This is a genomic window from Methylobacterium sp. JK268 (genome assembly GCF_054052225.1).
The window spans coordinates 156,732-173,923 of record NZ_JBSVZN010000010.1 but is presented as its reverse complement, the minus strand read 5'-3'; the positions used below and the strand labels follow the sequence as shown (position 1 = coordinate 173,923).

13 protein-coding genes and 1 pseudogene are annotated in these 17,192 nt (G+C 72.2%); 8 read left to right on the top strand and 6 right to left on the bottom strand.

Features of this window, described 5'->3' with window-relative positions; genetic code table 11:
* Positions 1–695: 695 nt before the first annotated feature.
* From ACW9J6_RS13120 to ACW9J6_RS13090, 7 genes are all read left to right on the top strand, one after another.
* On the top strand, positions 696–1,082 hold the full coding sequence (locus ACW9J6_RS13120; protein WP_457116924.1) for a hypothetical protein: 387 nt from the start codon (positions 696–698) through the stop codon (positions 1,080–1,082).
* A 56-nt stretch (positions 1,083–1,138) separates the two neighbouring features.
* On the top strand, positions 1,139–2,680 hold the full coding sequence (locus tag ACW9J6_RS13115) for a TolC family protein (RefSeq protein ID WP_457116923.1): 1,542 nt from the start codon (positions 1,139–1,141) through the stop codon (positions 2,678–2,680).
* A gap of 34 nt (positions 2,681–2,714) precedes the next feature.
* Positions 2,715–4,136, top strand: coding sequence for a multicopper oxidase family protein (locus ACW9J6_RS13110; RefSeq protein WP_457116922.1), 1,422 nt, complete (start codon positions 2,715–2,717; stop codon positions 4,134–4,136).
* Positions 4,137–4,382: 246 nt separating this feature from the next.
* Positions 4,383–4,670, top strand: coding sequence for a copper-binding protein (locus ACW9J6_RS13105; protein WP_457116921.1), 288 nt, complete (start codon positions 4,383–4,385; stop codon positions 4,668–4,670).
* Positions 4,671–4,764: 94 nt separating this feature from the next.
* On the top strand, positions 4,765–5,454 hold the full coding sequence (locus tag ACW9J6_RS13100) for a copper-binding protein (protein ID WP_457116920.1): 690 nt from the start codon (positions 4,765–4,767) through the stop codon (positions 5,452–5,454).
* Complete coding sequence (locus tag ACW9J6_RS13095; RefSeq protein ID WP_457116919.1) at positions 5,451–6,218, top strand: transglycosylase SLT domain-containing protein; 768 nt, start codon at positions 5,451–5,453, stop codon at positions 6,216–6,218. The genes ACW9J6_RS13100 and ACW9J6_RS13095 overlap by 4 nt, the downstream gene beginning before the upstream one ends.
* 894 nt (positions 6,219–7,112) lie before the next feature.
* Entirely contained in the window at positions 7,113–7,937 is an 825-nt protein-coding gene (locus ACW9J6_RS13090) for a nucleotidyltransferase domain-containing protein (protein WP_457116918.1), read from the top strand.
* Here ACW9J6_RS13090 and tnpA read toward each other — a convergent pair.
* Both tnpA and ACW9J6_RS13080 read right to left on the bottom strand, forming a co-directional pair.
* A pseudogene (gene tnpA, locus ACW9J6_RS13085) lies at positions 7,879–8,304 on the bottom strand (IS200/IS605 family transposase). The gene ACW9J6_RS13090 and the pseudogene tnpA overlap by 59 nt on opposite strands.
* A gap of 92 nt (positions 8,305–8,396) precedes the next feature.
* A complete protein-coding gene (locus tag ACW9J6_RS13080) occupies positions 8,397–9,608 on the bottom strand; it encodes a tetratricopeptide repeat protein (protein ID WP_457116917.1) in 1,212 nt (403 codons plus the stop codon).
* On the opposite strand from ACW9J6_RS13080, the gene ACW9J6_RS13075 reads away from it, so the two are divergent.
* Positions 9,594–11,489: an IS200/IS605 family accessory protein TnpB-related protein gene (locus tag ACW9J6_RS13075; protein WP_457116916.1), complete on the top strand. Its 1,896-nt coding sequence runs from the start codon at positions 9,594–9,596 to the stop codon at positions 11,487–11,489. The genes ACW9J6_RS13080 and ACW9J6_RS13075 overlap by 15 nt on opposite strands.
* Positions 11,490–11,551: 62 nt before the next feature.
* Here ACW9J6_RS13075 and ACW9J6_RS13070 read toward each other — a convergent pair whose 3' ends face one another.
* The 4 genes from ACW9J6_RS13070 to ACW9J6_RS13055 form a co-directional block, all read right to left on the bottom strand.
* On the bottom strand, positions 11,552–11,860 hold the full coding sequence (locus ACW9J6_RS13070; protein ID WP_457116915.1) for a hypothetical protein: 309 nt from the start codon (positions 11,858–11,860) through the stop codon (positions 11,552–11,554).
* Between the two features lie 71 nt (positions 11,861–11,931).
* Positions 11,932–14,775, bottom strand: a complete 2,844-nt coding sequence (locus ACW9J6_RS13065; RefSeq protein ID WP_457116914.1) for an AAA family ATPase — start codon at positions 14,773–14,775, stop codon at positions 11,932–11,934.
* Positions 14,772–15,329, bottom strand: coding sequence for a hypothetical protein (locus ACW9J6_RS13060; protein WP_457116913.1), 558 nt, complete (start codon positions 15,327–15,329; stop codon positions 14,772–14,774). Before ACW9J6_RS13060 ends, ACW9J6_RS13065 begins: the two co-directional genes overlap by 4 nt.
* Positions 15,326–17,152 carry an ABC-three component system protein gene (locus tag ACW9J6_RS13055; protein WP_457116912.1) on the bottom strand — a complete coding sequence of 609 codons (1,827 nt, stop codon included), beginning with the start codon at positions 17,150–17,152 and terminating at the stop codon, positions 15,326–15,328. The genes ACW9J6_RS13060 and ACW9J6_RS13055 overlap by 4 nt, the downstream gene beginning before the upstream one ends.
* Positions 17,153–17,192: the final 40 nt, after the last annotated feature.

Here is a 17,192-nt window from a genome sequence, read left to right as displayed (position 1 = left end):
TAAGCCTTGTGTGCGTTGCCCCGACGTGGCCGTCATGCAAGGGTCCGGACGCGTTTGTGGGACCGCCGCAGCCTTGACGTTCGCACGCCTCCTTGCCGTTGCCTGCGTCGCGATAGCCTTCGCTTTCGCGCCGCTGGCCCCGTGCACGATGGCCGGGCACGCATCCGCGGGCCACGGCCAGGCCGTGCACCCGCACGGTGGCGCGGCGGACGCGGGCGATGCCCCGGCCGGCGGCGAAAGCCATGCTCGCCACCATGGCCACGGCGGGCATGCGCACGGAGCGAGTGCGTCCGACCATCACGCCCATCATCACGGACCAGCGCAGAAGCGGGCCGCGGCGTGCCTCGGGACCTGCTGCGCCCTCGCGTGCCAAGCCGCGCTGCCCTCGACGGCGTGGGCGGGGCCGAGCGTGAACACGCACGTGTCCGACCGCCTCGTGCTGCCTCAGGACGACGGCGCGCCGGACCTTCGCCCCACGCGCATCGAGCGACCACCCAGGCGCATCGCGTGACGCGCGCGGACGCGCATCCCGCGTCCGTAGGGCCGTGCCTTCGCGCCGGTCGCGCTCCCTGAACCAAGCCGACCGCCTGCGCGCCGCATCCACGCCCCGCGTCGCCTAGGCAGCGATGTCGTCGCCACGCCCACGCCCGCGGGTCATCGCCCGCGGCCGGCCGCCCCCGTTCGGGATGCTCAAGATGCTTCGGATACTGAGATCCGCCACCCTCGTGGCGGCCGTGCCGCTCGCCGCCTGCGTGCCGAGCGCCGCCCCTGATTGGCTCGTGCTCGCGGCCCGCCCGGACATCCCGGTCCAGGGCCCTCGCTACGCGGGCGTGACCGCCGGCGTGAAACGCTTCGACGTCGTCGACCCGAAGGACTGGCGCGAGCTCAACCGGGCCGTGGCGCCCAAGCCAGGCCAGGGGAGTATGGGGGGGATGCCCGGCATGGAGGGCATGGACCACTCCCGTATGCCCGGCATGGGCAAGCCCCAGGACGGGCCGGGGTCCGGCGGCATGGACCACTCGAACATGCCGGGCATGAACATGCCCGGGATGGGCGGCAAGCGCGACACTGGAGGACGGTGATGGCGGCCTGTCACCTTTTCGACCCCCGCCCCGAACTCCCTCGTGAAGGGGACGCGATGACGACGCACCACGGGCGGATCGAAGGACGGCCGGCCATCCCGGCCGGCGGCGCGCGCCTGACCCGGGCCACCGCCGGGCTGGCGGGGCTCGGGTTGCTGCTCGGCGGCTGCGCCAGCTTCACGCCGGATGGCGGCCTGTCGGTGGCCAGCCGCTACGCGTCCGTCGAGCTCCGAAAGGACATCGTCAAGGTGGCGGACGAGGGGGTCGCGCTCACCGCCGACGCCCGGGCCGACCAACTGTTGCGCCGGCCGCTCACGGCCGACACGGCGGTGCAGGTCGCGCTCCTGAAGAACCGAGGGCTGCAGGCCGCCTTCAACGACCTCGGGGTGTCCGAGGCCCAGTACGTCCAGGCAACCCTGCCGCCCTCCCCGAGACTGTCCATCACGCGCGACGCCGGGGACCTCTCCCTGGAGATCGAGCGGTCCCTCGTCGTCAGCCTGTTCGAGTTGGCGACGCTGCCGGTGCGGGCCGAGATCGCCCGCCAGCGCTTCCGCGCCGACCAGTACCGGGCCGCCGAGCAGGTGCTGCGCCTCGCCGGCGAGACCCGGCGCCAGTTCTACCGCAGCGTGTCGGCCAACCAGTCGGTCGCATACCTGGAGCAGGCGCTCGCCGCGACCGAATCGGCCTCGACCCTGGCCAAGCAACTCGGCGAGACCGGCGCGCTCAACAAGCTGGAGCAGGCCCGCGAGCATGCCTTCTACAGCGAATTGGGTGCCCAGCTCGCCAAGGCCCGGGTGCTCCAGCGCGTCGAGCGCGAGAAGCTCGTCCGCCTGATGGGCCTGTGGGACCGCGAGACCAATTTCAAGCTCCCGAACGGACTTCCCCCGCTGCCCGGCAGGCTCGTGCCCGGGGCGCGGATCGAGGCGGAGGCGGTCCGCAAGCGCACGGACCTGCAGGCGGCCCGCCTGGAGCTGCAGGCCCTGGCGGGCCAGTACGGCCTCAACCAGGTGAGCGGCTTCATCAGCGCCTTCGACCTGGGCTACGCGGACGTCTACGACCGGTCGAAGTCGTTCGAGCGGAACGACCAGGGCGGCGTGACGGTGACCCGGGATAAGACGTTCCGGCAAGGCTACTCCCTGGACCTCACCATCCCCATCTACGATTTCGGGACGACGGCCATCAGGGGGGCCAAGGAAGCTTACCTAGGGTCCGCCCATCGGTTGGCCGAACGTGCCGTGAACGCCCGCTCGGAAGTGCGCGAGGCGTACCAACGCTACCGCGGCCAGTATGACATCACGCGCCACTACCAGGGCAGCGTGCTGCCGCTGCGCAAGACGATCCAGGATCAGGCGCTATTGCAGTACAGCGGCATGCTGGTCGACGTGACGACGCTCATCGTCGATGCGCGTGCCCGCATCCTCAGCAACATCCAGGCCATCGAGGCCCAGCGCGACTTCTGGATCGCGGCCACCGACCTCAGGGCTGCCACCATCGGCGGCGGTTTCACGGGCGGCAGCTTCGGTGGCGAGAGCGCCGGCGTCGAGGGAGTCGCCGGCGGCGGCGGGGCGACCCTCGCCGGCGCCACGCCGGGTGGTTGAGCGCGCCGTGTCGCAAGGAAAGGGGAAGCACATCATGACCGAGTTCTCACGCAGGGGGCTGCTCGGCGCCGGGGGCCTCGTCCTGGCCGGCACCTCGATGGTCAGCGGGCGGGTGCAGGGCGCGAGCCTGCCCGAGGCGCCCATCATGGACAAGGCGACCATGCAGCCGCCGCTCTACCCGACGAGCGGGCCGGACTACCAACCGGTGGTGACGCTGAACGGCTGGACCCTGCCGTGGCGGATGCGAGGCGATTGGAAGGAGTTCCACCTCGTCGCCGAGCCCGTCGAGCGGGAGATGTCGCCGGGCATGGTCGCGCGGCTGTGGGGCTACAACGGGCAGTCGCCCGGGCCGACCATCGAGGCGGTCGAGGGCGACAAGGTCCGCATCTTCGTCACCAACCGGCTGCCGGAGGCGACGGCGGTCCACTGGCACGGCCAGCAACTGCCCAACGGCATGGACGGGGTCGCCGGCCTCAACCAACCCGGAATCCCGCCGGGCAAGACCTTCGTCTACGAGTTCATCCTCAGGCGTTCCGGCACCTTCATGTACCACCCGCACTCGGACGAAATGATCCAGATGGCGATGGGCATGATGGGCTTCTTCGTCGTGCACCCCCGCGATCCCGCCGAGCGGCGCGTCGACCGCGACTTCGTGTGGCTCCTGAACGCCTACGACATCGAGGCCGGGTCCTACGTGCCTAAGGTCAACACGATGCTCGACATGAACATGTGGTGCTTCAACAGCCGGGTCTGGCCGGGCATCGACCCCATTGTCGCGCGCCAGGGCGACAAGGTCCGCTTGCGCTTCGGCAACCTGACCATGACCAATCACCCCATCCACGTCCACGGGGTCGACTTCAAGGTCACGGGGACCGACGGCGGCTGGATCGAGGAGAACAGGCAGTGGAGCGAGGTGTCCGTCGACGTCGCGGTCGGGCAGATGCGGGCCATCGAGTTCAACGCCGATGCCCCGGGTGACTGGGCGATCCACTGCCACAAGTCGCACCACACCATGAACGCCATGGGCCATTCCGTGCGCACCTACATCGGCGTGAACCTCAAGAGCACGGCCAAGCAAATCCAGAAGGTCGCGCCCGGCTACATGCCGATGGGCTCCACGGGCGGCGGCATGATGTCCGAGATGGAGATGCCGCTGCCGGAGAACACGCTGCCCATGATGACCGGCGCCGGCCCGTTCGGGTCGGTCGAGATGGGCGGCATGTTCACCGTGCTGAAGGTGCGGCCGGGCCTCGCGGCGGGCGATTACCGTGACCCGGGCTGGTACCAGCACCCGCCGCGCACGGTCGCCTACGAGTGGACGGGCGAGCCCTTGCCCGAGCCCAACCGGTCCCCGGACACGCCGAAAGGCAGGCGGGCGCGGGCGACCGAGTGGCGCGCCGTCGACCCTCGCACCCGGCGCACCGCCTCGACCATGGGCGGCCACGGGAACCACTGACCGTACCGGGGCGGGGGGGGGGGGGGGGGGAGGGGGTGGGGGGGGGGGGGGGGGGATCGAGGGAACAAGGTCCCCTCCGGCCCCCCCCCCCACCCCCCCCTCCCCCCCCTCCCCGGCCGATCTTGAAGGCACCAGGGTTCGGGGGCGGCTGTCGCCGCCTCCGGCAACCGCTGCGCGGGCCGGGAACCAGCCCCCCCATCCAGGACCCGCGCCCGCGCAGCGGAACGAGCGAAAGAGGAGACCACCATGAAGCACCTTGCATCCATCGCCGCCTTGGCGGCGCTGCTCTCCGTCCCGGGCCCGGCACTCGCCCAGTCCGTCAAGGGAACGGTCACGAAGGTCGACCAGACGGAGGGCAAGGTCACGCTCGACCACGCTGCCATTCCGAAGCTCGACATGGACGCGATGACGATGGCCTACAAGGTCAAGGATCCGTCTGACCTGAAGGACTTGAAAGCCGGCGACAAGGTCCTGTTCGACGCGGACCAAGTCGACGGGCAGTACACCGTGACCAAGATCCGGAAGGCGCAGTAGAGACGCCAGGTGCCTGAGGCGCGAGGCGGGGCGCCGCTCCCCGGCCTCGCGCGGCAGGCCGAACCGCATGGAGACGACACAGATGCGACGCCCAATGCTGACTGGTGCCCTCTGCCTCGCGCTCGCCGTCACGGGCCCGCTCGCCGCGCGGGCCCAGCCCGCCAAGGGTGCCGCGGCCGCGATGGAACGCGTTCGCGAGGTCATGGCGAACCGCTTCAAGGACACGAAGCTCACGGGTGACCCGGACAGGGACTTCGCCGAACTTCTGATCGCGAGCTACGAGGAGACGCTCTTCCTCGCCAAGGCGCAGCTCGACTACGGCGGCGACCGGCAGTTGCGCGAGATGGCCGAGGCGATCCAGCGAGGGGAGCAGAAGAAGATCGACGCCATAAAGGAATGGCAGGTGCGCAGCCGCCAGCCTGACTACCAGGCGCAACCGAACCAAACGCCCTCGGGCCAAGGCCCGCTCGACCGCCAGGCGCAGGCGGGGGCGCCGCGCACGCCGTCCGCCCCGGCCCCGGAGAAGCCGCCCTCGCCTGCGCCTGCGCCCGCTCCGACCGGGCCGCTGGTCGCCGGCACCGTTCAGAAGGTCGACGAGGCGGCCGGCAAGGTCACGCTCGACCACGAGCGCATCCCCAACATTGACATGGACGCGATGACGATGGCCTACCGCGTCCAGGACCCGGCCATGCTCAAGGGCCTCAAGCCTGGCGAGAAGGTTCGGTTCTCGGCCGACCGCGTGAACGGCTCCATCGCCATCACCCGCATCCAGAAAGGCAGATGAGGGGGATCGGCGCCTGCGCGCCGCTCCTCCGCGGCCTCGGGCGGATCGCGACGCTGCCGGTTCTGCTTGCCTGCGGCGCGCCGCTCGTGGCGGCATCGTCCGCCGCCGAGGTCCCGGCGGTGCGGCCGGAGGCATCCGGGGCCGTGGCGCCCGCGGCCCTGCGCCCGACCGACGCGCCCACCGCGGACACCAGGGAGGCGGCCGGCAACGCGTCCTACCGGGAGGTGCTTACTCGCGAGGCCCTGCGCCGCGGCCTTCCCCCCGCGGTCGCCGACGCGGTCGCGTACGTGGAAAGCGGCTACGACCCGGGCGCACGGGGCGCGGTGGGGGAGCTCGGGCTGATGCAGGTCCGCCCCTCGACCGCCGCGATGCTCGGACACGTCGGCCCGGCCACCGACCTGCTCGACCCGGAGACCAACATCCGCTTCGGCGTCGCATACCTCGCGCGAGCGTGGAAGCTCGCGGGGGGCGATCTCTGCCGCGCGCTGATGAAGTACCGGGCCGGGCACGGGGAGGAGCGCATGACCCCGCGTTCCGCAGGGTATTGCGAGCGTGCGCGCCAGCGCCTCGCGTCGACCGGAGCGCCCCTGCTCTCCCCCGCCCCGCCGGCCGTGACCCGGGCCGATGTGCCCTCACCCTTGCCCGCGGCCGGGCGCGCCCGGCAGGCCGCGTTGTCCGCCCTGAACCGCCGCATCTGGGCCGAGCACGTCGCGCGCATCCGCGCCATCGAGGCGCGGACCGAGCGGATCATGCGGGGCGGCTGAACATCGATGGCGGGGAAGGACCCATCCATGGCCCAGGGCCGCCGTTCGCACGAAGGTCGCGCCCGGCACGCCGGGCCCGCACGCGGCAGGGCGGATGCCGCGGTCGGGCGCAACCCGGTGGGCGGCATGCGGGTCCGTCCTGTCGCAACCCTCCACCGTGCCGCACACGGAGCAGTGGCCCATCGTCACCGCTTGGCGGGCTGCCGGCCATCGTTCATCCCCGACACGGGACGCTGCTTGCGGGGCGCCAACAGGGCCGTGGGGCCGACGGCGGGTCCGGAAGGCGCGGTCTGCGCCTGCCCGATGCGTCCGAAGATCCGCCGGGACCGGCCGCGAAGCCTTATCCGGCAGAACTTACTCGCGTTCGCCTACGACGTCCCAGGGTCGAAACCGAACCGGCTTGACCTTGCGAGGGCTGCTCCCGAATCGAAGCAGATCTCACCCCTGCTCCCCTTCTGCCTGCGCGAGGTGCACCTCGTGCTGGCGTTGGGGGATCTCGGAAGCACCGAGGAGCGCTTCCGCCTGTTCAATTGGCGGGCCATCCGACCTCGGTCGGGCTACGAGCGCGCGTTGCTTGGCGACGTGCTCCGCGCCGTCTCGGCCGTGCCGCCGGAGCATGTCCAATGTAGTCTCCGCCGCCTTCACTCAGGCATCGCATCAGAGGAAGGGAGCCGGGTTCCACAAGGAGATCTGCTCGCCATCCCCTGCGGCCATTCACAGGGTCACGCTGATCGGGTTTGGACCCTCGGCGCGCCGCTCGTGGCAGGGGTGCTCTGTCCGGCCCGAGGCATCCTGCTCTCCCCGGCGACCGCAGCGACCGCGACGGGGCTGTCATGCGTGGGCATGGTCAGGAAAGCCCTGGGGCCGCGCGGGACGCGGATCGGCTGAGGCCCCGTGGCGGCGCTGCACCCTCTCGTCCTGCGCACGGTGGAGGCTTACCTCGCCGCGGTCGATCACGCGGCGCCGGGCCTCGTCGAGGCGCTCTACCTCGTCGGTTCCATCGCGTTGGGCGACTTCCAGCCAGGCTGGAGCGACCTCGATTTCGTCGCCGTTACGGGCGGGCGACCGACCGAGGCGGCCCTCGCGGCGCTCGCGCGAGCCCATTGGCGGCTGGCCGGCGAGGGCTCCCTGCTCACGCTCGACGGGTTGTACCTGACTTGGGACGAGGTGCGGGCGGGTCCGTTCGCTACGCCGGACGGCCCCTGCGTCCTCGCCGGCCGCTTCTGCATGTCCCGGCGCCACGGACGGCACCCTCTCACATGGGGCGTCCTGGCGGCCGACGCGGTGACGGTACGCGGGCCGATGAGCGCCGGCGCGTCGGTCTGGATGGACCAGCCCGGCCTGGAGCGCAGCGTCCTGCGCGACCTCGACGAGCATTGGCTCCCCTGGTTCTCCCGAGCGTCGCGGCTCCTCTCGCGGGACGGCCTCTCGCTCCTGCGCCCTGGGACGGTCTCGCGAACCGTCCTCGACGTCTGCCGGTACCACTACGTCCTCGCGACCGGCGTGGTCCCATCGAGATCGGACGCGGGCCTCTACGGGCTGATCACCTTTCCGGCCGAGTGGCGGGGCATCTTCGACGAGGCCCTGCGCATCCGCAGGTCCCCGCGGACCCGTTCGCATTACCGCGAGCCGTTCACGCGTCGCCGCCACGCGCTGGCGCTCATCCGCATGGTGGCCGAGGACGCTCGCGACATCGGGGGCGCCGTCCCGGCCGGCTGACCGCCGCGAGGGGCGCGCCCCCGACGTTTGAGGAGAAGTAGCTGTTAGCCCAGAGGCTCGGCAGGCGCGAACAGAGTGGCGGGTGTTCCTGGCGGAGTATGCGCGACGTCCTGCCCTCTAGGGAATTGACCAGTATTGCGGGTGCCGAACTGGGGGCCGCAGTCGACGAGCATGTGGACGCGGTCGGGCATGACCTCCGTTTTGATCAGGTCGGACCCCGTTTCCGCGCAGACCTCGGCGAGCAGCGCCCTGACGCGGGAGTCGTTAAGGGGGATTGCAGTACGGCGCGTCGGCAATTCGGGCACCACACAAGGTGGCACTTGCAGGAACGGGAGATGTTCCGGTTCAAGCGGTAGCGCGCGGGCATTGGTTGGCAGGGACAAGTCCAAGGTTCAATCCCCTGCGCCCTGGCATCGTTGACCTTATGCCCGGAGGCAGGGGCTTGCACGATGCGTGTGGTCACGGACCTGCGGACGACACGGGAGGCTGAGCCGCGGCTCCGAGGATGAGCTCCCGGAAGGCCCCGTCGTCCTTGAAGTCCTCAAGGTCGTTCTCCGATGGGTCGCCCTGCGCCGCCCGGGGGTCAAGCAGGCGGCGGAGAAGTATTCGCGGCACGCTCGCCGGATCGGGCGCTAGCTCGATTGCGCGCCCGGTGGATGCGAGGGCCGCGCCCCGGGCCTCGCGCAGGGCGGCCTCGCCGGCGTTGGTCTCACGCAGCCAACGATGCTTCTGACCGTAGGCGCAGGCCCTCCACACGTGAACCATCGGGTCGGTGCCTGCCTCGGGATGGTCGGCGAGGGCGTCGGCCAACGGCTGGGCTCGCCTGAACCCCTCCGGCTGGGGCAGGTAGAGCGAGAGCAGCAACTCCTGGCGCCGAATGCGCCAGTTCCCGGGAGCCTTCCCGCGCGCCTCCCCGAGCAGCTCGACGGCCCCGCGGAAGTCCCCGCGCAGGGCCCGGAGCTCCGCCAAGCGCCGCATGATGCGGACATCGTCCGGCGAGAGGGCGTTGGCGCGCCGTAGGGCGGTCTCGGCGGCCTCCAGATTGCCGGCGCGAGCCTGCGCCGCGCCCCAGGCGGCAAACTCCTCCGCGGTCCGCAGGCCGTCGAAGCGGCTCCGCAGGACGTCCCTGTCGGCGGCCACCGGCGCGGCGGGCCCGCGCGCGCTGCCGATGCGGGCGGCCATGGCGGTCGTCAACGCCTCGCCGTCCGCCTCGGCGGTGATCCGGGCCTCGTTCGCCGCCTCCACGGCACGCGGGGGCAGCGCGGCCTCGCCCTGCACGCCCTCGGTCGCGAACAGCATCAGCGTGATGCGGGTGCGCGTCTGCAGGTAGAGAAACAGGAAGCCGAGGAAGAACGAGGACAGGCCGAGGGACAGTACGACCATCTCCGCTCCCGCGGCGCCGCCCAGGCCTTGGGCGGCGACATGGGACCCGCCCTCCCTCACCGTGTCGGCGACCTTGCCGGCGTTCACCAGCCCCAGGCCGACCAGGATCTTGGAGGTAGCGAGAAACTTTGGTTGATGGTGCAGTTTCCACCTTGACACGGCGGCCACTGCGTTCATGATCCGTTCCATATCGTCAACCGCTTGTGGGCCTGCGTGCCGTCCACCTTTCCCACCGTCCAGACGCGTCTGCCGGGTCACCCGGCTCTCGACGCCATGGGCGACCTTCACGGACGCATCGAACACACCCTCCACGCCGCCTTCAAGGCGGGGCGTTCCTGGAGCGGCGATCTCCAACTTACCCTCTACAAGCGCTTCGACGTTACGTCGCAACACGTAGATCATGTCAGGCGCGGCCTCGAAGGCAAGCTCAAGGCCGTCCGCGAGGGCGCGGCCGCCCAGGCCAAAGGCCTGCGGGAGAAGGCTAAGGCCAAGACCGTCCAGGCCGAGGCCAAGGACAAGCGCCTCAGGAAGGAGCGGCTGAAGCGCCAGAAGCTCGACGCCAAGCGCCAGGCGCTCCACGACGCCGTCGCCGCTGCGCGCGATCCTGAAACCGACACCAAGGTCGCCAAGCGCAAGGCCATGGCCGCGGCGAAGGCTCATGATGCGCTGCCGGAAGCTCACGCCAAGGTCGACAAGGCGGACCAGCTGATCGACCGCCTCAAGCACGAGATACACCAGCACAGGCGCAAGGCCGACAGCCTGCTCGCCGACGCCAAGCGGCTCGACGAGCGCGCAGCGGATCCGTCGCTCGCATTCGGCACCCGCGACCTGTTCGCCGCGCAGCACGCGCTCGTCGAGAACGGATTCGCCAGCCACGAGGATTGGCTCAAGGCTTGGCGAGACGCCCGGTCGGGCCAGTTCATCAGCGAGGGGAACCGCGCCTTCGCCGGCGGCAACCAGTTCGTCCGGCTCGACCCGCGCAAGGACGGCACGTTCAGCCTGGAGATCAGGCTCCCCCGCGCCGTCGCCCACCTTTCCGACGGCGGGTATCTCTCAGGGGGCACCTGCGTCCACTCCATCGTCCTCGACGGCCTGCGGTTCGAGCACGGGCGCGACACCGTCGCGGATTGGCTCATCCAGCACCGGCTGCACGCTCTCGACCCGACCCTACCGCCGGGACCGCCCGTCTCCTACCGCTTCGTCCGCGACGAGCACGGCTGGCGCGTCATGGTCACCGCAGAGGTTCGATACGCCGAGCCGAGGCTGTCCTACGAGAACGGTGCCCTCGGCATCGACCTCAACGAGCACGACGCCGTCGCAACGCTGGCCGACGTGCACGGCAACCCGTGCGGCACCTGGACCTTCCCGCTTCCTGCCTACGGCAGGACCGACGGGCAGCGGCTCGACATGGTCCGCCAGGTCGCCGCCCGCCTCGCCGAACTGGCGAGGGAACTCCGCGTCCCGCTCGTCGTCGAGAAGCTCGACTTCGCCGCCAAGAGGGCGGAACTCGGATGCGGGGAACACCCGCGCCGGGCCAGGCAACTGTCGTTGTTCGCCTTTTCAGAGTTCGACAGGGCGCTGGCCTCCGCCGCGCTACGCGCCGGCGTGGCGCTGCGCCGGGTGAACCCGGCCTATACCAGCTTAATCGGCCGCGTGTCGTACGCTCCCCGCTACGGGTTGAGCGTCCATGCGGCGGCCGCCCTGTGCGTCGCGCGCCGGGCGATGAGGCTCTCCGAGAGGCTGCCGAAGCCTGAAGAGTCCCCCGAGGGCGCACGGCCGGGTCCGGCCTGCGTCCCCGTGAGGCTCGACGGCGGCGACCTTGTCACCCTGGCGTATCCCGTGAGGAAGGCGCGCAGGCATGTCTGGTCGTCGTGGCGACGGCTGCACTCGGCGAAACAGGCGGTGCACGTGGCACGCGCGCGGGCGCGCCGGGAGGCGCGATCCACCGGAGCGAGCGGACGCGAGGCTACGGCCGGACCTCCGCCGGCGAAGGAGGGACGGGGCGGATCACCGCCCCGTCGTGCGTCCGGCGGGGTCGCGCCCCCGGCGAGGTCGTCGGGCTTACGGACTGGCCCGGCGCGGGAGCGGGTACGCCCGCCCCAGGGACGGCGAAAGCCAACCCGCTTAGACGAAGCTCACGGTAGCCGATCTACCGAAGCTTCTCGATAGCCGATCTTGGTGACCCAGTCGGGGATCTCCTCCAGGTTCGAGTTGCCTTAAAGCGGCTTGGCCTATCGCGCGGCGTCTGACGAGCCGACCAGGTCCGCCGGCACACCGGCGGAAGCCTGCCCGTCCGGGGCCATGGCCGCGGGACCGCCTCGGGCGAGCAGGCGCGGGATGCCGAAGAGGAAGCCGGCGAGCCCGCCGAGAAGGGCGCTGGCGACCGCCACCGCGCCGATGACCACGGCCGTGACCAGGGCGGAGGCGCCGGCCGGCGCCGCGCCGTAGGCATAGCCGGCGACCAGCGCCGCCAGCACGACGCAGACGCCCGCGGCCGCCCGGTCCACCCGGGACAGGTTGCGCTCCAGCTCAGACGCCAAAGCCCTCGCGCCGCCCGGCCGCGCTCCCGCTTCCCCACCCGCCATCTACGCCACCATCCTCCCGTGACCGCTCAGGCCGGCACCGATGCCGGCCGCTCGCGCCGCACCCGGACGGGGTAGACCTCCGAGAGGTCCAAGCCCGAGAGCCCGTTGCCACGCATCTCCAGGACGCGGAGCGGCGGAGCCTCGCCGGTCGAGGAAGCCTCCACGCGCGCGAACTTCTCGATCAGGTGCCGGGCGAGCATACGGCTGGAGGTGGTGACGAGGAGCCTCACCCGACCGCCCTGCCAGAGCGAAGCCGCCCGCAGCACGTCGAGCAGGCCGATGCGGTTCAGGTCGTCGAGGTGAACCACGGGCTCGTCCAGCACGAAGGTGCCGCGCAGGCTGAGAGCGCGGGCCAGGAACAGCGCGATGGCCAAGTCCTGGCGCTGGCCTTGGCTGAATTCGAGGGAAGGGTCGAAGCTCTTCCCGTCGGCCTCGGCGCCCCAGCGCAGGAAACCCGCCTTGCCGTCCCCGACGTCGATCCGGTCGTACACGCGGTTCCCGTGCATGCGCAGGAACAGCGGGTTCACCATGTCGTCGAGCGCCGACAGCCGCTCGCGGCTGACCCGCCTGGTGTGAGCCTCGAAGGCCGCCACCCCGCGGTCCGCCGCCGCCCGCTTTCGGCGGATGCGGGCGAGTTCCTCGTCCAACCGGGAGAGCTTCTCCTCGAACGCCCGCACCCGCTCCTGCCCGAGCCGGAACGTCAGAGCGGCACGGGCTGCCGCGAGATGGCGCTCCGCCGTCTCCACCGCCGTAGCCGCGGCCCTTGCCCGCTCGCGCGATGCGGCCCGCGCCCGCTCGCTCGGAACCGCCTCCCCGGCGACGAGGGCCCAGGCGCGACGGAACGCCTCCCGGCGCCTCCTCAAGTCCGCCGCGTGGCCGGCGAGGCGCACCGCCTCGCCCTCGCGCCGCTCGGCCTCCGCCGCGCCGGCCGCGCGCGATTGGGCGAGCGCCGCGACGCGCGCATCCGCCTGCTGCAGCCGCACCGACAGTTCGGCGGAGCGACGCTCGACCGCAGCCGCGAAGACCGATTCCAGCGACCTGACGGGTGTGTCGCCCGGGAGCAGGGTCGCCAGGAGGCGCGACTGGTTGCCCACCGCGTCCTCCAGGGCGGAGACCTCCTCGGCCAAGTCCAACCAAAGGTCGAGGCGCCGCAATGCCGCCGGGAGGTCGGGCCGCTCCGGCCGAAGCCCGAGGCGGGCGACGCCCTGCTCGAAGCCGGAGACCTCCGCCCGAAGGGCGTCCACGGCGGTCGTTTGGCGGGCGACGTCCGCGAGGGCGGCCCGCACCGCCTCCCACGCTTGGCCCGCGGCCACCGCGCGGACGTTCGCTTGGGCGACGGCTTCCTCGGCGGCCCCGACCACGCCCGGCTCGCTGCCGAGCATCGCGCCCACCGCGGCGCGGAGGCGTTCCCACGATTTCCAATCGTGGCCGCACACCGGGCACTCGGCGCCGCCGTGGTCATGGTCGAGGAAGGCGCGTCCGGCGGCTCTCAGTTCCTGGAGCGGCTCCTCCAACGCCCTCAGCCGGGCCCGCGCCTGCCCGAGGGCGGCGCGCGCATCCCCGAGTTCCTTCTCCAGGCGTGCCTGCTCCCCCGGCTCGGGCAGCGCCTCGCGCGCGGCCGAGAGCGCCTTCTCAGCCGCTCCGAGCCTCCCCCGGGAAGCCTGCACCGCCGTCGTCCTACGGACGAGGTCCCGGACCTCGGACCGCCTCCGCAGCCGGTCCGCAGGGGATAGCCTTGCCTCCGGGGTCGACCTGAGGGCCGAGAGGCTCGCCGCCGACGTCCCATCATCGGTGCGCCCCGTGGAGGCGGCCCGCCCTACGAGACCAGGAAGCCTCGCGGAGACCGCTCCGGCGAGTTGGCGCAATGACTGCAGGTCCTTCCGGAGGCGGGCGGCTTCCTCGCCGGCGGCACGTTCCTCCCGCTCGATCCGGGCGAGGCTCTCCCTGCTCGCGCGGAGCGCGCCGCCGGCTTCCTGTTCGGCCTGCTCGGCCAGGGGCAGGTCGCGCTCGAACGCGAGACGCGACGCCCAGTCCCGGTCGACGGCCTCCAACGCGGCATCGAGCGCCGCGACCTCCTGCCGCCTCCGCGCCGCCGCCGCCGCGACGGCGCGGAGGCGGTCCTCGCCGGAGCCGGCCGGCGGGACCCGCAGGGCCGCCTCGGCCGCCCCGGCTTCCCGGTCGGCCGCATCGCCCTCCGGCGCGCCGGCGAGCTCGGCGCGCAAGGCGGCGAGCTCGCGGCCGGCGGCCTCCGCCTCCCGCTCAAGGCCCGCCTGCGACGGCTGGAGCGCCTCGCCATACCGTCGAAGCCGGTCGGCGGCATCGAATTCCTCACGGACGCCGAGGAGGTCCGTGAAGATCTCCTGGCGGCGGACGAGGGTGCCCTCGTCGGTGTCGACGAGCGCGGCCAGGGCCTCGGACGTGAGGATGTGGGTCGCGCGCAGGTACTGCTCGCGGCGGCGGTTGGCGGTCCGGTGATGATTGCCGTCAAGCGCCGCGTCCGGGGCGAGCCTGCGGAGCAGGGTCGTCGGCGCCACGGGCCGCGCGCCCCTTGCGGTCGAGCCGCCCGATGCCCCGCCGAGCGTGCGGCGAAGGAAGTAAGGGCTGCCGTCGACCGAGAGGTGGGCTTCGACCCGCGGCTCCGCGCCGCCGCCGAACTTCGCGTGCAGGACGGCCGGATCGAGGTCGCCGTTCGCGCAAAGGCGCTGCACGCGGCCGGTCAGGAGCCACTCCACGGCGTCGCAGAGGGTCGTCTTGCCCGTGCCGTTCGGTGCGTAGAGCAGCGTCAGTGGCGAGCGGAGGTCGAGCTCCACCGACCCGCTGATGCCTCGGAAAGCCTCGACCCGCAGGCGGTCGATGCGCAGCTCGCTCACTTGCGCCTCCTCCCCCCGTCCTCCGCGGCGGCCTTGGCGTGGCCGTGCGCCTGGATGCGCGCCCACAGGGCCGCGACCTCCGGGTCGAGCCCGGGGCCCTGGGTCACCACCCGCGCGGCGGGCGCGGCGGGGAAGCCGAGCGCGCTGACGGCCACGAGCCCCCGCCACCCCAGGGTGCTCCCCCCGTCCGGCCAGATCACGTGCTTGCGGCAGACATGGGTCGACGCCTCAAGCCGCCGCACGAGGCCGTCCCCCTCGGCCGTACCGGGCCTCCCCGGAAGCGCGAGCACCAAGTACCCGTCGATGGGAAGCTTGCCGCCCTCCGCGGCCGACAGCACGGCGTCCAGCCAAGCCTGTCCGTCCGCGGCGGCCGTGGCCAGGGCGTCCGCGGCCCCGACCGGCCAGAGGACGACCATGGCATAGCTGCCCGACCACATCGCGGCATCCGCCGGCGGCGCGGCCCGGGTCCGCTCGCTGGCGGGCAGGGCGGCGAGCCGCCGCAGCCCCACCTCGTCGCAGAGCCGGTCCAGGTGTGCGTAGGGCCAGTCGGTCACGCCGCGAGCCACTCGCGACCTCGCCGGAGGATGTCGGCCAGCAAGGCGAGGGCCTCCTCCGCCGGGCGTTCCCCGTCGACGTAGACCGCCGCGACCTCGTGCAGCCCGATGCAGGCCACGGCGCGCCTGATGCGCGGGACCGAGATGTCGGGCCCGCCCTCCTCCGCCAGCGGCTCCCAATCCTCGTCGCCGCCGGGAGGCGGCGCCGTGAGTTCGGTCCGCCGGTCCCCTTGGACCGGCCCTTCGTCGAGGGGGAGGAGGCAGCCGGCCCCGAAGACGACCAGGCGCCTCAAGGGTCCGGTCTCCAACGCCCAGGCCTCCAGCATGCGGATCATCTCGCGGCCCGTGCGCTGCGGGTCGTTCCACACGAGCACGTGCGCCTCGGCCTCCTCGAAGCTCAGTTGACCGTCGTAGCCCTCGCGGCCGTGCCAGCGCAAGCCATCCAGGGCCGCAAGCGTCGCCAGCGCATGCATCGCGTCCGAGAGCCGGTCCATGACCCCATGGAAGGCGTCGGCATCCACCGGCGAACGGCTGGTGCCGCCCAGGAGCGAGGCGAGCACGCTGGCGGCGTCCGGATGGCCCGCCGCGCACAGGTGCCCCCGCACGCGCTCCAGGCCGTTGCGCAGCACCGCGCCCCATTCGTCCCTGCCGGGGCACCGCAGGGTCAGCCTGTGCAGCTCGTGGCCGCAAATGGTCCCGTCGTAGCCGCGCGGGGGAAGCAGGCCGTCGGCACCCAACGGCGCGGTCGTCTGGACGCGCCACAGGTCGAGGCTCGTGACGACGGTTCGCGGCCGGAACACGAGCGGGCCCGCCGCGAGGCACGGGCCGCTGTCGCGGATGACCATCCCCTGGAATATGCCGTCCAGGGAGACCGGCCGGCCGCCGGGGAAGGCGCGGTACCCCTTCGGCGAGGAGCCATACCCGACGAAGGCCCCGCTGAGCGATCTCCAGCGGTCGTGGTCCTCCTCCACGCACGGACGCCCGCAGGCTTGGTTGGCGATTAGGAGACGGACCGGCCGCACGTCGGACGAGGACACCGCGGCCGCTATCGCGCGACGCCAGTTGACGTTCGACGGGGGCTCCTGAAGCACGCACGCGGTGACCAGGGCAGGCCTCGCCGTCGCCCCCTCGGAGTCCAGGGCGCGCCGAACCCTCCGAAGCGCCGTCACGACCCCTTCGCCCGGCTCCTGGAGGAGCTCGGCGCAGATCAAGGGGAACAGGTCCAGGTCGTTGAGCTTGACGCGCAGGATGAAGTCCCCGCGACCCATGTTGGGAATGGCGGCCTCGTCCCGCTGCTGGAGGAAGGTCTTCAGGAAGCAGACGCAGTGCGTCCCGGTGCCTGGCCCGTGGATCCACACCCAGCCGCCGCCGTAGACGTGGCCGGGCCCGAGCGACCCGGGACCGGGTTCCCACGTGCCGGAACGGCCCGTCTGGCCCTGCTCGCGCAGCCAGGCGGCGAGCCAGGCCCCCGAGGTCGCGCCGAAGCCCACGATCAGCACGAGGTTGCGCGGGCAGGTCCTCACGGCCTCGTCGACCGTCGCCCAGTCGGGCGACCCGAGTGCGTACTCGGGGGCGAGCACCAGCTTCGCCCGCCGCCCCGGGAGGAGTTCGTCGAGGCGGCACGCGCCTGCCTCATCGGGCGCGAGCAACTGCCGCAGGACCCGGACGGTTGCCGGCCTGCTCGCATCCCCCGTGATGTCGTCGTCGCCGATCCGGGGGGATTGCACGATGCAGGCGTCGGCCTCGCCGTCGACCAGGGCGTCGAAGTCGAAGGCGAACGTGGCGACGCGGTCGGCGCGCTCGACGCTTGTGGGCTGGGGCATGGGGCTTGCGGGGGGGGGAAGCCGCCTTCGGCATTCCGCT

What these genes read in the sequence shown, in the direction of transcription:
- ACW9J6_RS13120 (WP_457116924.1), top strand. Translation starts at nt 696, where the DNA reads ATGCTTCGGATACTGAGATCCGCCACCCTCGTGGCGGCCGTGCCGCTC.
- ACW9J6_RS13115 (WP_457116923.1), top strand. Translation starts at nt 1,139, where the DNA reads ATGACGACGCACCACGGGCGGATCGAAGGACGGCCGGCCATCCCGGCC.
- ACW9J6_RS13110 (WP_457116922.1), top strand. Translation starts at nt 2,715, where the DNA reads ATGACCGAGTTCTCACGCAGGGGGCTGCTCGGCGCCGGGGGCCTCGTC.
- ACW9J6_RS13105 (WP_457116921.1), top strand. Translation starts at nt 4,383, where the DNA reads ATGAAGCACCTTGCATCCATCGCCGCCTTGGCGGCGCTGCTCTCCGTC.
- ACW9J6_RS13100 (WP_457116920.1), top strand. Translation starts at nt 4,765, where the DNA reads ATGCTGACTGGTGCCCTCTGCCTCGCGCTCGCCGTCACGGGCCCGCTC.
- ACW9J6_RS13095 (WP_457116919.1), top strand. Translation starts at nt 5,451, where the DNA reads ATGAGGGGGATCGGCGCCTGCGCGCCGCTCCTCCGCGGCCTCGGGCGG.
- ACW9J6_RS13075 (WP_457116916.1), top strand. Translation starts at nt 9,594, where the DNA reads ATGGGCGACCTTCACGGACGCATCGAACACACCCTCCACGCCGCCTTC.
- ACW9J6_RS13055 (WP_457116912.1), bottom strand. Translation starts at nt 17,152, where the DNA reads ATGCCCCAGCCCACAAGCGTCGAGCGCGCCGACCGCGTCGCCACGTTC.